The organism is Phytobacter palmae, assembly GCF_039409775.1.
In the GTDB taxonomy this organism is placed as follows: Bacteria; Pseudomonadota; Gammaproteobacteria; order Enterobacterales; family Enterobacteriaceae; genus Phytobacter; species Phytobacter palmae.
The window spans coordinates 112,331-127,364 of record NZ_JBCIVJ010000002.1; the positions used below are offsets into that span (position 1 = coordinate 112,331).

Annotated in this window: 14 protein-coding genes; 2 read left to right on the forward strand and 12 right to left on the reverse strand. The window is 53.3% G+C overall.

Annotated features, from left to right (window positions below):
• From ugpE to livK, 9 genes are all read right to left on the reverse strand, one after another.
• Complete coding sequence (ugpE, locus tag AAIG39_RS03205; protein WP_090083929.1) at positions 1-846, reverse strand: sn-glycerol-3-phosphate ABC transporter permease UgpE; 846 nt, start codon at positions 844-846, stop codon at positions 1-3.
• A complete protein-coding gene (ugpA, locus tag AAIG39_RS03210) occupies positions 843-1,730 on the reverse strand; it encodes a sn-glycerol-3-phosphate ABC transporter permease UgpA (protein WP_249572364.1) in 888 nt (295 codons plus the stop codon). Before ugpA ends, ugpE begins: the two co-directional genes overlap by 4 nt.
• Positions 1,731-1,858: 128 nt before the next feature.
• Positions 1,859-3,175 (reverse strand): sn-glycerol-3-phosphate ABC transporter substrate-binding protein UgpB, encoded by a 1,317-nt coding sequence (gene ugpB / locus AAIG39_RS03215; RefSeq protein WP_249572365.1) that lies wholly within the window; start codon positions 3,173-3,175, stop codon positions 1,859-1,861.
• Positions 3,176-3,367: 192 nt separating this feature from the next.
• A complete protein-coding gene (locus AAIG39_RS03220; RefSeq protein ID WP_090083925.1) occupies positions 3,368-3,637 on the reverse strand; it encodes a hypothetical protein in 270 nt (89 codons plus the stop codon).
• Between the two features lie 95 nt (positions 3,638-3,732).
• Positions 3,733-4,446 carry a high-affinity branched-chain amino acid ABC transporter ATP-binding protein LivF gene (livF, locus tag AAIG39_RS03225; RefSeq protein ID WP_041851341.1) on the reverse strand — a complete coding sequence of 238 codons (714 nt, stop codon included), beginning with the start codon at positions 4,444-4,446 and terminating at the stop codon, positions 3,733-3,735.
• Between the two features lie 17 nt (positions 4,447-4,463).
• Positions 4,464-5,231 carry a high-affinity branched-chain amino acid ABC transporter ATP-binding protein LivG gene (gene livG, locus AAIG39_RS03230; RefSeq protein WP_090083923.1) on the reverse strand — a complete coding sequence of 256 codons (768 nt, stop codon included), beginning with the start codon at positions 5,229-5,231 and terminating at the stop codon, positions 4,464-4,466.
• On the reverse strand, positions 5,228-6,505 hold the full coding sequence (locus AAIG39_RS03235) for a high-affinity branched-chain amino acid ABC transporter permease LivM (RefSeq protein WP_090083922.1): 1,278 nt from the start codon (positions 6,503-6,505) through the stop codon (positions 5,228-5,230). The genes livG and AAIG39_RS03235 overlap by 4 nt, the downstream gene beginning before the upstream one ends.
• Positions 6,502-7,428, reverse strand: coding sequence for a high-affinity branched-chain amino acid ABC transporter permease LivH (gene livH / locus AAIG39_RS03240; RefSeq protein ID WP_090083920.1), 927 nt, complete (start codon positions 7,426-7,428; stop codon positions 6,502-6,504). Before livH ends, AAIG39_RS03235 begins: the two co-directional genes overlap by 4 nt.
• 47 nt (positions 7,429-7,475) lie before the next feature.
• Entirely contained in the window at positions 7,476-8,585 is a 1,110-nt protein-coding gene (livK, locus tag AAIG39_RS03245; protein WP_090083919.1) for a high-affinity branched-chain amino acid ABC transporter substrate-binding protein LivK, read from the reverse strand.
• A gap of 427 nt (positions 8,586-9,012) precedes the next feature.
• Here livK and panM point away from each other — a divergent pair, with 427 nt between their 5' ends.
• Positions 9,013-9,405: an aspartate 1-decarboxylase autocleavage activator PanM gene (gene panM, locus AAIG39_RS03250; protein WP_090083917.1), complete on the forward strand. Its 393-nt coding sequence runs from the start codon at positions 9,013-9,015 to the stop codon at positions 9,403-9,405.
• A gap of 203 nt (positions 9,406-9,608) precedes the next feature.
• Here the strand turns inward: panM and AAIG39_RS03255 are convergent, their stop codons facing one another.
• Together AAIG39_RS03255 and AAIG39_RS03260 are read right to left on the reverse strand one after the other, a co-directional pair.
• Positions 9,609-10,712, reverse strand: a complete 1,104-nt coding sequence (locus AAIG39_RS03255; protein ID WP_343193175.1) for a branched-chain amino acid ABC transporter substrate-binding protein — start codon at positions 10,710-10,712, stop codon at positions 9,609-9,611.
• Positions 10,713-10,964: 252 nt separating this feature from the next.
• Positions 10,965-12,230 (reverse strand): 4-aminobutyrate--2-oxoglutarate transaminase, encoded by a 1,266-nt coding sequence (locus tag AAIG39_RS03260; protein WP_343193176.1) that lies wholly within the window; start codon positions 12,228-12,230, stop codon positions 10,965-10,967.
• Positions 12,231-12,338: 108 nt separating this feature from the next.
• Here AAIG39_RS03260 and pdxR point away from each other — a divergent pair, with 108 nt between their 5' ends.
• Entirely contained in the window at positions 12,339-13,865 is a 1,527-nt protein-coding gene (pdxR, locus tag AAIG39_RS03265; RefSeq protein WP_343193177.1) for a MocR-like pyridoxine biosynthesis transcription factor PdxR, read from the forward strand.
• Positions 13,866-13,927: 62 nt separating this feature from the next.
• Here pdxR and rpoH read toward each other — a convergent pair whose 3' ends face one another.
• Complete coding sequence (rpoH, locus tag AAIG39_RS03270) at positions 13,928-14,785, reverse strand: RNA polymerase sigma factor RpoH (protein ID WP_041851334.1); 858 nt, start codon at positions 14,783-14,785, stop codon at positions 13,928-13,930.
• Positions 14,786-15,034: the final 249 nt, after the last annotated feature.

Below are 15,034 nucleotides of genomic sequence, written 5' to 3' on the forward strand. Positions count from 1 at the left end.
TTATTTCTCACTGTCGACCAGGCCACGCACAAACGCACGCTGCATGGCAAAAACGATAATAACCGGGGGAATCAGCGTGAGTAACATTGCCGCCATCACCTGATTCCACTGTGTCGTCCCCTCACCTAAGGAAATCATACCCTTAATGCCTGCGACAGCCGTGCCCAGATTGACGTCGCTGATGATAAGCAGGGGCCATAAATACTGGTTCCAGCCGTAGATAAAGGTGATGACAAACAGTGCCGCCAGATTGGTTTTTGACAGCGGCAGCACGATGTCCCGGAAAAAGCGCATCGGTGATGCGCCATCAATACGCGCCGCTTCCATCAGCTCATCCGGCAGCGTCATAAAGAACTGGCGAAAGAGAAATGTCGCCGTAGCCGAAGCCATCAGCGGTAGCGTTAATCCGGTGTAGCTGTCGAGCATTTTCAGATTCGCAATCACTTCTACCGTCGGAAAGATACGCACTTCGACTGGCAGCATCAGTGTGATAAAAATCATCCAGAAGAAGAGGTTACGCAGCGGAAAACGGAACCAGACGATGGCAAAGGCGGAGAGCATCGAGACGGCAATTTTCCCCACAGTGATAGAGAACGCCATGATGAAACTGTTAAGCATCATCAGCCAGAACGGCGCACTGTTAACGCCGACGCCATTCATCCAAATCGCTTTCATGTTTTCCAGCAGGTGTGTGCCAGGGATCAGGGTCATTGGCGTTTCAAAAACGGCGTTGTTATCCAGCGTTGCCGCCACAAAGGCGACATACAGGGGAAACAGGATCGTGATAATGCCCAGAATAAGCAGAAGGTGGCTGAAAAAAGTCAGCCCGGGACGATTCTCAATCATTGGTAGCGCACCTTGCTTTCAACATAACGGAACTGAACGACCGTCAGCACGATCACCAGAAACATCAGTACCACGGACTGTGCAGCGGACGCGGACAGATCCAGACCGGCAAAACCTTCACGGTAAATCTTATAAATCAGCGTGGTCGTTGCCTGTACCGGTCCACCCGCCGTCGCGGCATCAATCACCGGGAAGGTATCGAAGAAGGCATACACCAGGTTGACCACCAGCAGGAAGAAACTCACCGGGGCAATCAGCGGCAACGAGAGCCTGAAAAAGCGTCTAATCGGCCCTGCTCCGTCAATCGCCGCAGCTTCCACCAGGGAACGGGGGATCGATTGCAGCGCGGCGAAGAAGAATAAAAAGTTGTAACTAATCTGCTTCCAGATAGAAGCAAAAACCACCAGGAACATGGCCTGTCCACTGTTTTGCGCGTGGTTCCAGCTATAGCCAAATTGTTCAAGAAAGTGGGTTATCAAACCGCGACCAGGATTGAAGAGAAATATCCACAACACAGCGGCGACTGCCGGGGCGACGGCATACGGGAGCAGCATCAATGTCTGGTATACACGGCTGCCGCGCACAACGTTGTCGACCAGCGCGGCAAAGAACAGGGACGATAACAGACCAAAAAAGGTGACCAGCGCGCTAAAACGCATCGTTGTCCAGAAGGACTCAAGGTAATAGCTGTCATGGAACAGGGCCACAAAGTTATTCAGGCCAACAAACTGGCTCGACAGGCCGAACGGATCAACGCTTTGTACCGAATACCACAGCGCTTCGCCTGCAGGCCAGATAAAGAAAATAATGGTGATAACCAGTTGAGGCGCGACCAGCAGGTAAGGCAGCCAGCGCGAACGAAACACCGGACGGGATGAGGACATGAGGTTACTCTTCGGCTAAACGGTGCTGAATGAATCCCCGGATGGCGGCGCAAGCGCCTTATCCGTACTTCTTAATGATGTAGCCCCGGTAAGCGCAGCGCCACCGGGGAACATCCAGCATCTTTACATTAAGACTTAGTCGACTGCTCGAAGCGACGTAACAGTTGATTACCACGCTCTACAGCCGAATCCAGCGCCTGCTGCGGAGTTTTCTTGCCGGTCCAGACGCTTTCCAGTTCTTCATCCACAATGGTACGAATCTGTGGCATGTTGCCCAGACGTAGACCTTTGGTGAACGGCAACGGCGGCTTATTCAGCATCTGACGCGTTGCGATGTCCGCACCAGGGTTTTTGTCATAAAAACCTTCTTTACGGGTGAGCTCATACGCAGCGGTGGTAATCGGCAGGTAGCCGGTTTTCTGGTGCCATTCGGCAGCAATTTCCGGTTTAGTCAGGAACTCAAGGAACTGCGCGACACCGGTATAGGTAGGTTTGTCTTTGCCCTGCATAACCCACAGGCTGGCCCCACCGATGATGGCGTTCTGCGGCGCGCCTTTCACATCAGCGTCGTAAGGCATCATACCTACGCCGTAGTTAAATTTGGCGTAATGACGGATATCCGCCAGCGAGCCAGAGGACGCAGTGGTAATCGCGCAGTCACCGTTATAGAACTTCTCAGTCGACTCATCTTTGCGACCGAAATAGCTGAAATCACCCTTCTTGTTCAGTTCTTCGAGCATGGCGATGTGTTTCACCTGCTCCGGTTTGTTGAACTCCAGCACCGCATCCGTACCGTCGAAACCATTGTTTTTGGTCGCAAACGGCAAGCCGTGCCAGGCACTAAAGTTTTCAAGCTGAATCCAGCCCTGCCAGCCGCTGGCGTAACCGCATTTCATCCCTGCGGCTTTCAGTTTGGCCGTGTATGCCGCCAAATCCTGCCAGGTTTTAGGCGGTTGTTCCGGATCCAAGCCCGCTTTTTTGAAGGCATCTTTGTTGTAGTACAACACAGGCGTAGAACTGTTGAACGGCTGGGATAGCAGGTGACCCGTTTTCGAATCGGTGTAGTAACCGGCCACGGTCGGCACAAACTGAGATTCATCAAAGTTGATACCCGCGTCTTTGAACACTTCGTAGACAGGCTTAATGGCTTTCGATGCCATCATGGTCGCCGTGCCCACTTCGTAAACCTGCAACATAGCAGGTGCATTACCGCTACGGAACGCGGCGATACCGGCACTCAGACTCTGCTCGTAGTTGCCCTTGTACACCGGCACAATTTTGTAATCCGGGTGGGTTTCGTTAAAACGTTGCGCCAGGGAGTCAACTTCTTTGCCTAACTCCCCTTCCATGGAGTGCCAGAATGGGATTGTCGTGACAGCCATTGCGTTGCCTGCAAAGATCAACCCAAGAGCCAGTCCTAAAGCTGTGTGTCGTAACGGTGTCATTCGGTTTTCTCTCTTGTTGTGCCGGATGCGCGATTTCACGCGTTTTATGCTCGCGAGGTAACATGACACGCGCGTATGACAGAAAAATAACTGTTCAGTTACAACACGATGAAGGCGGGGAGTCAGCAGGATGATAGAACGATGACGCTCAGATGGCAGTTGCCGGGCGGGAAAACACACCCGGAAGCGGTATTACTCCCGCCATTTTCCAGTTTCAACTCTTTTATACCAGCGGTTTTTTTCCCGCCGCTCCTGCTCTTTTTGCAGGTCGGTTTTCTTGTCATCGTAGCCCGGGCAGGCAGATGGCTGTAATACTTCGCAGGGGTCTGGGTTTTCGCGATCGGTCGTTTTTTTCTCCTGCCAGATTTCAGGATTACTGAGGTCTGGCCTGGCGTCAGCGAGAACGGGAAAGGTGATACACGCGAGGATCAATAAAGGCTTAACGTTCAGGGGCCGTAACATGCTGCTCTCCTTGTCAGCGGGAAAATAGGCCCAGCAACAATAGCAAAACGGCAAAAAAAAAGGAGCCCGCAGGCTCCTGATTCAGAAAAGCACTCTTATCCACCGAGATAGGCGCTACGTACCGCTTCGTTAGCCAGCAGCGCATCACCGGTATCTTCCAGCACCACGTGTCCGTTTTCCAGCACATAACCACGGTCGGCGAGTTTCAGAGCCTGGTTGGCGTTCTGTTCAACGAGGAAGATGGTCATCCCTTCTTTACGCAACTGTTCGATGGTATCGAAAATCTGTTGAATGATGATCGGCGCAAGACCCAGAGAGGGTTCATCCAGCAACAGCAGGCGCGGCTGGCTCATCAACGCCCGGCCAATCGCCAGCATCTGCTGTTCACCGCCTGACATGGTGCCCGCACGCTGAATGCGGCGTTCATGCAGGCGTGGGAACAGCTCGTAGACCCATTTAATGCGGTCCTGGAACTGATCACGGTCGGCAAAGAAGCCGCCCATCGCCAGGTTCTCTTCCACGGTCATACGCGAAAAGACGCGACGCCCTTCCGGCACAATCGCCACCGCTTCACGCATGATTTTCGCCGTCTGCCAGTCGGTGATGTCTTTACCATCAAATACAATACGACCGCTGGTTGCACGCGGATCGCCGCACAAGGTGCCCAGCAGTGTGGTTTTACCCGCGCCATTGGCACCGATCAGGGTGACAATCTCACCCTGATTGATATGCAGGCTGACATCATGCAGCGCCTGGATTTTGCCGTAGTGAGCGCTAACTTTGTCAAAGGACAACATGACTTTTTCCATCTTATGGCTCGCCCCCATTATGCTTCACCTAAATAGGCACGGATTACATCCGGATTGTTACGAATTTCTTCCGGCGTACCGTTAGCCAGCGGCGTGCCCTGGTTGACGACATAAATACGGTCGGAGATCCCCATCACCAGCTTCATATCATGCTCGATGAGCAGGATAGTGGTGTTGTGGTTGTTACGCAGCTCAACGATTAACTCGTCCAGCTCTTTGGTCTCTTTCGGGTTCAAACCTGCTGCCGGTTCGTCCAGCATCAGGATTTCCGGCTGGGTCACCATGCAACGGGCAATCTCCAGACGTCGCTGGTCACCATAAGCGAGGTTACTTGCCTGGCGGTTGGCATGCTCAAGCAGACCAATACGCTCAAGCCAGGTGGCGGCCCGATCCAGCGCTTCGCTCTGCGCGCGGCGGAAAGATGGCGTTTTCAACAGGCCGGAGAATACACCGGTCTTTAGTTGCTGGTGTTGTGCTACCAACAGGTTTTCTATCACCGTCATTTCACGAAACAGACGCACGTGCTGGAAAGTTCGTACCACACCCATGCGTGCGATTTGTTGACCTGGTAGTCCTTCCAGGTGCTGATCGCGCAGCATAATGGTGCCGCCCGTCGGTTTGTAGAAACCGGTCAGGCAGTTAAAGACGGTCGTTTTTCCCGCACCGTTAGGGCCAATCAGCGAGACTATCTCCTGCGGATGTAAATCCAGCGCCACGTTGTTGACGGCCAGCAGGCCGCCAAAGCGCATCATCAGGCCGTTTACGGATAACAATGGCTGACTCATGCCTGCTCTCCCTTTGCCTGACCGTTTTTCAGTTTCAGTTGCGGACGGGTCATCGGCAGCAAGCCTTGAGGACGCCAAATCATCATCAGTACCATCAATCCACCCAGCATCAACATGCTGTATTCATTGAAATCGCGCATCAACTCGCGGGAAACCACCAGCAAAATCGCCGCCAGGATAACCGCGAACTGCGAACCCATACCGCCTAGTACCACAATTGCCAGCACAAATGCGGACTCCGCAAAGGTGAAGGACTCCGGGCTGACAAACCCCTGACGTGCAGCAAACAGCGTACCGGCAAAACCAGCAAACGCGGCGCTGATAGTAAATGCAGTCAGTTTGATGCGGGTCGGGTTGAGGCCCAGAGAGCGACAGGCAATTTCATCTTCACGCAGCGCTTCCCAGGCACGACCGAGCGGCATACGCAGCAGACGGTTGATCACAAACAGGGTGACTACCACCAGCAGCAGCGCAACCATATAGAGGAAGACGACACGGTCGCTGGGGTCATAAGAGACACCAAAAAAGTTGCTGAACGTATCCCAGCCCCCCTCGCGCGCGGTGCGGCTAAACTCCAGACCGAACAACGTCGGTTTTGGAATCTGGCTGATCCCGTTCGGGCCACCGGTAATTTCAGTGTTGTTAAGCAGCAGGATACGGACGATTTCGCCGAAACCGAGGGTGACAATCGCCAGGTAATCTCCGCGCAGACGCAGTACCGGGAAGCCAAGCAGGAAGCCCGCAGCCGCCGATACCAGGCCCGCCAGCGGCAGACATGTCCAGAACCCGAGGCCGTAATAATGGTTCAGCAGCGCGAAGGTGTAAGCACCGATAGCGTAGAAACCGCCATAACCCAACACCAGCAGACCGGACAACCCCACCACCACGTTCAGCCCGAGGCCGAGGATGATATAAATCATGGTCATAGTGGCGATATCCACCGTACCGCGCGAAACCACAAACGGCCATGCCACGGCAGCCACCAGCAGTGCCACCAGGAACAACTTCTGTTTAACGGTCGAACCGTCGATGGCTGGCAGAATGAATTTCGGCCCTGAGACGTTTTTCAGGGTTTTCTGGTAAACAGGGCGCAGCAACTGGAAGAAAAAGACCACAGCCGTGCCAATGAACACCCACTCCCAGCGAATGCTCGCTGCGGTGTTAACCACCAGTTTCGTGCCTGCCAGTTCCAATTGCACGCCCATAAAGACGGACGCCAGCACAAAAAACATGGCGGCTGAGAGCAACGCCATCGCAAAATGCATCGGTTTCATACTTTTTCAACCTCCGGGCGACCCAGGATACCGGTCGGCATCACCAGCAGCACGACGATCAACAGGGCAAACGCCACTACGTCTTTATATTCCGTACTCAGGTACGCCGAGGAGAGTGCTTCGGTGATACCCAGAATCAGGCCGCCGATCATTGCACCCGGAATGCTACCAATTCCGCCCAGCACCGCTGCGGTAAAGGCCTTCATCCCCGCCATAAAGCCGATATAGGGGTTGATTACGCCATAGAACTGGCCAAGCAACACGCCCGCCACTGCCGCCATCGCTGCGCCGATCACAAAGGTCAGGGCAATCACGCGGTCAGTATTGATGCCAAGCAGGCTCGCCATTTTCAGGTCTTCTGAACAGGCGCGGCAGGCGCGCCCCATACGGGAATAACGGATAAACACCGTCAGCGCCAGCATGGAAACAAAGGTCACGATCCAGATAACCAGCTGCATAGTGGTGATGGTGGCAGCGAAATTGTCACTGCTGCCGACCGTCCACTGGCCGTTAAACAGGCTCGGCAAAGCCACATCGCGTGAACCTTCGGTCAGACTGACGTAGTTTTGCAGGAAGATTGACATCCCGATGGCGGAGATCAGTGCAATCAGGCGTTTGGAATTGCGCACCGGCCGGTAGGCCACGCGCTCAATACTCCAGCCATAAGCGCTGGCAATGACAATAGCGCCGACAAAGCCTGCGGCGATCAACAACCAACTGGCGTCGATCCCCATCATCATCAAAGCGGCGATAATCATAAAGGAGACATAACTGCCGATCATATAGACCTCGCCATGGGCGAAGTTGATCATGCCGATAATGCCATACACCATGGTGTAACCAATGGCGATCAATGCATAAGTGCTTCCCAGCGTCACGCCGTTAAACATCTGCTGCAAGAAATAGAGAAACTGCTCGGACATAACGTAACCTTTCTAAACCCGCCCGTATTGCACGGGCGGCGGGATAATTATTTGGCTACCGTGGACGAACCATCGGCGTGCCACTGGAAGACTCCGAAATCAAATCCTTTCAAATCGCCTTTCTCATCCCAGTTCAGCGGCCCAATCACGGTTTTAGCTCCGTTAGCTTTTAAATCTTTCACCAGCGCGAGCGGTTCATTGCTGCCAGAACGCTCCATTGCCTGCGCCAGAGACTGTACTGCGGCATAGGTGATCCAGACATACGGACCACTCGGATCTTTCTTCTCGGCTTTTAACGCGTCAACGATAGCCTGGTTAGCCGGATCCTGATCGTAACGCTTCGGCATCGTCACCAGCATGCCTTCCGCCGCATCGCCCGCAATGTTGGAAAGAGATGCGTTACCTACGCCTTCCGGCCCCATAAACCGGGTCTGCAGGCCATTCGCACGCGCCTGACGCAGAATCTGCCCCATCTCCGGGTAATAACCACCGTAGTAGACAAAATCGATATTTTCTTTCTTCAGGCGAGCAATCAGCGCGGAGAAGTCTTTCTCACCGGCGGTGATACCGTCAAAGAATACGATGTTTGCGCCGCCAGCTTTCAGCCCTTCCTGAACGGAACGCGCCAGACCTTCACCGTACTGCTGCTTGTCGTGAATAATGGCAATACGCTGCGGCTTAACCGTGCCAAGAATATATTTCGCGGCGGTCGGCCCCTGAGATGAGTCCAGGCCCGCAGTACGCATGATGTGCTGATAGCCGCGCTGGGTCAGTTCCGGGTTGGTCGCGCCAGGGGAGATCATCAGAATGCCTTCGTCTTCGTAGATGTCAGACGCAGGCTGCGTTGACGATGAGCAGAGATGTCCAATAACGTATTTGATACCGTCGTTAACGACTTTATTCGCCACCGCAACGGCTTGTTTCGGGTCACAGGCGTCGTCATATTCCACAGCGACCAGTTTGTCGCCCTTAACGCCGCCTTTAGCGTTGATATCTTTGATAGCCTGGCGCGCACCGTTGAACTCCATATCGCCCCATTGAGCAATCGGACCGGACATCGCCCCCACAACCGCAACTTTTATATCCTTCGCCATGGTCGCGTGAGACATCGCAAGTGCAACCATCCCCGCGATTAATGTCTTCGCGTTCCTTCTCATTCTGCAATCCTCGTTCGTGATGTCGTGTGTAAATATATTGTTTTTTTATGGTTAAAAAGCATTCTGTACTTTTTATAGACAACGCTATTTTTACCAGCGCCATGAATGGTTTAGCGCAGTTTTTTGGCAAAAACCAGACTAAATACTCTATTTTTCAGGCGATTAAGCAGAGATAATATTCTGAATTACGCTGGAGATAAACCAAAAAAGTTCAGTTTACAGCATAAAATAATGGCACAATGAGCGGAATAAAACGCTACCTTTCAGGGGAAAATGCTACCTGTTTTTCGATCCCTAATGTTTAAATCTGCCGCAACGCCTGGCTCAAAAGTAATCGCCTGCAAACCGAAAAATAAAAAAGTAACAGCCTGCGTCAGAGGAAATTGTTTACACTGCAGTTATCTTTTGAGACATGGACAAGCTGTGAATGAAATTGACCATTATCCATCTGGTAAGTTTTACCGAGCAGGATCATATTGATTTAGCTAAAGTCTGGCCTGAGTACTCCCCTGCATCGCTGGAGGTTGACGAAACGCATCGCATTTATGCGGCGCGTTTTAACGACCGGCTATTAGGCGCTGTTCGCGTGACCCTGAGTGGCACTCAGGCAGCTCTGGACTCCCTGCGCGTGCGTGATGTCACCCGTCGCCGTGGCGTTGGCCAATATTTGCTCGAAGAAGTGATCCGCGATAATCCGAATATCACCACCTGGTGGATAACCGAAGCCGGCGTGGAAGATCGCAGCGTAATGGCCGCATTCGCTCAGGCGATGGGGTTTACCGCGCAAAAAGATGGCTGGGTGAAGCATATAGAAGCGTAACCCGGATAAATGCAGCGCATCCGGGAAACCCCAACGACGTAAAAACGGCAACCCTCAGGGTTGCCGTTTACATTTATCGCTGTGCAGCCTGATGCCCTTCCCCCACTCCTCTCCCGCAGGGAGATGAGTAAGTGACCGGGGTTAAGGGATGTAGCCAACGCACTTGCGGTGCGAAAGGCGACGGTCAGGTTGCCGTTTACTGTTTATTTTGCGTCTGTCGCGGTGCCATTCGCGTGCCAGGTAAACACGCCAAACTCAAAGCCTTTCAGGTCACCCTTCTCGTCCCAGAACAACGGCCCCATAACGGTCTCAACAGAGTTGCCTTTCAGCCAGGTCGCAATAGCCGCCGGGTCGGAAGACTGGTTCAGACCAGCAGCCAGAGACTGCAACGCAGCGTAGGTAGTCCATACAAATGCGCCGCTCGGATCCTGTTTCTTCGCTTTGATCGCCTCTACGATAGGTTTGTTCGCCGGAACCTGATCGTAGTTCTTCGGTTTGGTCACTAACATGCCTTCGGCAGAGCCGCCCGCAATGTTAGACAGGGAAACGTTCGCTACGCCTTCCGGCCCCATGAATTTGGTTTGCAGACCTGCAGCACGAGCCTGACGCAGGATCTGGCCCATTTCCGGGTGGTAGCCACCGTAGTAAACGAAGTCGATGTTTTCTTTTTTCAGACGCGCAACCAGCGTCGAGAAGTCTTTCTCGCCAGCAGTGATACCGTCAAAGAACACCACATTCGCACCGCCTTTTTTCAGGCCATCCTGTACGGCACGAGCCAGACCTTCGCCATACTGCTGTTTATCATGGATAACAGCAATACGCTGCGGTTTAACGTGTTCCAGAATGTATTTTGCCGCAGTCGGGCCCTGATCAGAGTCCAGACCGGTGGTACGCAGAGTCAGTTTATAACCGCGAGCAGTCAGCTCCGGTGCGGTCGCTGCTGGCGTAATCATCAGAATACCTTCGTCTTCATAAATATCAGACGCAGGCTGGGTGGAAGAGGAGCACAGGTGACCAATAACATATTTGATGCCGTCGTTAACCACTTTGTTCGCTACTGCAACAGCTTGTTTCGGGTCGCAGGCATCATCATATTTCGTGATAACCAGCTTGTCGCCTTTGATACCGCCTTTGGCGTTGATATCAGCAACAGCCTGCTCAGCGCCAGTAAACTCCTGATCACCGTATTGCGCAACCGGGCCAGACATCGCACCCACGACAGCAACTTTAATATCTTTCGCGAATGCCATGTTGCTCATCGCTAACGCGACACATCCTGCCAGTAACGCTTTACCCGTCATTTTCATCCTGAGATTCCCCATTGTTTATGGTGATTGCATTTGTTGTGATGTTGTTGTTTGACACATTATTTTGCTGGCGGTCATAAGCAAAGAATATGATAGTAGCCAGCAAGCATGCCGCCCGTGTCCTGGCAGCATTCTCTGCTAAAACATACCCCATTTTCTGAAATTTGAAACAACAATTTTGAAGGTTATATAACAGTCGGATGACAGTGAGTAAGAAAGCCGCCAGGGGGCGGCTTTCATTGAGCAGATAAATTAGTGGGTCAGCGACTGGTAGAGAATATCCAGCGCTTTACGGAACTGAACTTCCGGAATAGTCAGCGGATAGAGGAAGCGAATCACGTTGCCGTAGACGCCGCAACTCAACAGCAGCAGCCCGGCGGCCAGTGCTTTATCCTGTACCTGTTTAGTGAATTCCGCCGAGGGTTCCCCGCTTTGCGGATCGTTAAATTCCACGGCCACCATAGAACCCTGGGCGCGAATATCCGCGATGTACGGACAGTCCGCTTTCGCTTTAGTCAGCACTTCAACCAAATGTTTACCCAGGTGGTTCGCGCGTTCACACAGGTTCTCTTCGTCAATCACATCCATTACGGCGTGTGCGGCGGCTACGGCCAAAGGGTTACCGGCATAAGTACCGCCCAAACCGCCCGGCGCTGGTGCGTCCATGACCTCCGCACGCCCCGCCACCGCAGACAGCGGCAGGCCACCTGCCAGGCTTTTCGCCATGGTGATCAAGTCCGGTTTGACACTGTAATGTTCCACCGCGAAGAGTTTACCGGTACGCGCAAAACCGGACTGCACCTCATCGGTAATCAGCAAAATACCGTGGGTATCACACAGTTTACGCAGCGCCTGCATAAAATCGTCAGGGGCGATATTAAAGCCACCTTCGCCCTGTACCGGTTCCAGTAAAATGGCAGCAACCTGATCGGGGGCGATATCCGCTTTAAAAATACGATCCAGACTTTTTAGCGCATCAGCCGTACTTACTTCATGCAACGCATTCGGGAATTGCGCATGGAAAATCGATCCCGGGAACGGGCCAAAACCGATTTTGTACGGCGCCACTTTGCCGGTCAGCGCCATGGTCATATAGGTACGTCCGTGGAAACCGCCGCCGAAGGTAATGACACCCGGTCGTTTGGTATAGGCGCGGGCAATTTTCACCGCGTTTTCCAGCGCTTCAGCCCCGGTCGAGAAAAAAGCCGTTTTCGCCGGGCCGTCTACCGGTACACGTTCATTAATGCGCTCTGCCAGCGAGACGTAGCTTTCGTAAGGGACAATCTGATATGCCGTATGGGTAAATGCCTGTAACTGTTTTTCCACTGCTGCAACAACTTTAGGATGGCGATGCCCGGTATTGAGGACCGCAATCCCGGCGGCGAAATCGATGACTTCGTTGCCTTCCACATCCCACAGTGTGGCGTTTTCTGCTTTCTCAGCATAGAAGCCGCACATCACGCCAATACCACGCGGTGTCGCCTGTAAACGGCGTTGATGTAATTCGTTATTCTTCACCTTAAACTCCCCCCGTCATTGATTCATTTCGCAGCAACCCTCTTTTGCAACAATGACACAAGCGGTCCTATAATCGAGTACCAGTTTTGAATAATTAAGGGATCCAATTTGCGTTCGCTCGTGTGTGATTTACTGCAGTTGCGTCTGGACGAACAAACCGAAGGCAAACTGCATAAGAAATTATATAACGCGATTCGCCTGTCGATCCTCGAAGGGAGCCTGGCCCCGCAAAGCCGCCTGCCGCCGAGCCGGGATTTAGCCGCAGAGCTCCGCCTCTCGCGCAACACGGTGCTGACGGTTTACGAACAGCTTGTGGCGGAAGGATATGTCGTTTCCCGTGCCGGAAGCGGTACCTTTGTGGCACAAACGGTGCCTGATAGTCTGCTCTCGGCGCCCCTGTCGCCTGCCGGACGCGCCGCGGGCGATCTCCCCTCTCATCTTTCCTCACGGGGGCAGGCGTTACTGCAAAAAAGCAGCGCCAGCCCGCGTCAGTGGGGAGCATTTTTACCCGGCGTGCCTGATGTCAGTGCTTTTCCACACGCTCTGTTTCGAAAAATCCAGGCACGTATCAGCCGCAAACCTCAGGCCAGCCAACTCTCATACAGCAATGCAGGCGGTAGCCAGGCGTTGCAACAGGCGCTGGTGGAATATCTGCGCGTCACCCGCTCCGTGCGCTGTAGCGCCGGGCAAATTCTGATAACCGAGGGTATACACCAGGCCATCGATCTGGTGTCGCGTATGTTGTGTAATCCCGGCGATAGCGCATGGATTGAAGAGCCAGCCTACTGGGGCATACGTAACGTATTGGCGATGAATGGCGTCGACCTCCAGGCTATTGATGTCGATCATTCCGGCATGCAACCACCGGAGGTCGGGTACACGCCCCCCAGACTAATTTTTGTGACCCCTTCTCATCAGTATCCGCTGGGCTGTGTAATGAGCCTGGAGCGACGACAGCGCCTGCTGGCGCTGGCGCGGCAAACGGGAAGCTGGATTGTTGAGGATGATTACGACAGCGAGTTTCGCTTTTCCGGCCAGCCGATCCCCGCGCTACAGGGGCTGGTTGATGACGCGCCGGTTATCTACACCGGGACATTCAGCAAAACACTCTACCCAGGACTGCGTCTGGGTTATCTGGTATTGCCGCAACCATTGATGCAGGCGCTAAAGACGGCGCATGCAGAGCTGTATCGCGGCGGCCGATTGCTGGACCAGGAGGCGCTCGCACAGTTTATTACCGAAGGACATTACACGGCACATATCCGGCGGATGCGTCTGCTCTACGCCCGTCGCCGCGCCCGACTGGCGGGCCTGATTATCGATGCGCTGGGTAAAGAGGCGCTAAGCGAATATAACGACAATGCCGGTCTGCACCTGGTACTTTCACTGCCTGCTGAGTGTGATGACGTTGCGCTTGCCAGACGTGCGAATGAGCGGGGGATTCTGGTGCGAGCGTTGTCACGGTACTACTCCGGCGATAAACCATTAAAAGGTCTGCTGATGGGGTTTGCCGCCATGGAGGAAGAGGAGATGGAATCGGCGTTTAAGGTATTGCTGGACTGTCTGCCCCAGGATGTGGCGCCGCCTTATCCGGACCACATACCTCCGGCTCCAGCTCTGAAAACAAAAAACTGAACGCCAGAAAACAAAAAGCCGGGTAGCTCTCGCTGACCCGGCCCATTTTTTAACGCGCAGCGTTACGCTTCGATCGCGGCACGCAGTTTTTTCATCGCGTTCTTTTCCAGCTGACGCACACGTTCGGCGGAAACGCCGTAACGATCTGCCAGTTCCTGCAGCGTTGTTTTGTTCTCTTCATCCAGCCAGCGTGCGCGAATAATCGCCTGGCTACGCTCGTCGAGACCTTGCATCGCATCCGTCAGCTTATTAGCAGCCTGCTCTTCCCAGTTATCGTCTTCAATGCCATCGGCAAAGTTCGACGATTTGTCCTGCAGATAAAGAACCGGTGCCATAGGCTGGCTATCGGAAGATTCATCATCTGGCGACATATCGAAAGTCATGTCCTGCGCCGCCATACGTGATTCCATTTCACGCACGTCTTTGCTGGTCACGCCCAGTTCACGGGCCACCATTTCCACTTCGTCCTGGTTAAACCAGCCCAGACGCTGCTTGGTTTTACGCAGGTTAAAGAACAACTTACGCTGTGCTTTCGTGGTCGCGACTTTCACAATACGCCAGTTACGCAGCACGTATTCGTGAATCTCAGCTTTAATCCAGTGCACGGCGAAAGAGACGAGGCGCACACCCACTTCGGGATTGAAGCGACGTACGGCTTTCATCAGGCCGATATTGCCTTCCTGGATCAGATCCGCCTGCGGCAGACCATAGCCCGAATAGTTACGAGCAATATGAACAACAAAGCGCAGGTGTGACAGGATCAGCTTCTTAGCTGCTTCCAGATCGCCCTGGTAATGCAGCTTTTCAGCCAGTGCCCTTTCTTCATCAGCCGTCAACATCGGCCATGCGTTAGCGGCCCGGATATAAGACTCCAGGTTACCAACAGGGGCTAAAGCTAAAGTTTGCATTTCTTTGGTCATTCAAATCCTCTCAAATTACATTCGACTGGCGGCGGTCTGTCCCCATCAGGCAACAAACATGCCAGCGTTAATGAGCAACGAGAATATCATCCACTCTTGTATCAGACAGTGATTTTATCCACAAGTTCCAGGCTGGATTGTGAATAAATTAGGCACAAAATGTGACATAAGAATGAAAAACCGCGGCAAAGGAAAGGAGATATACGCTATACGCTTTCCCTGCGACGGGAATACTGCATTGCAGGGAAA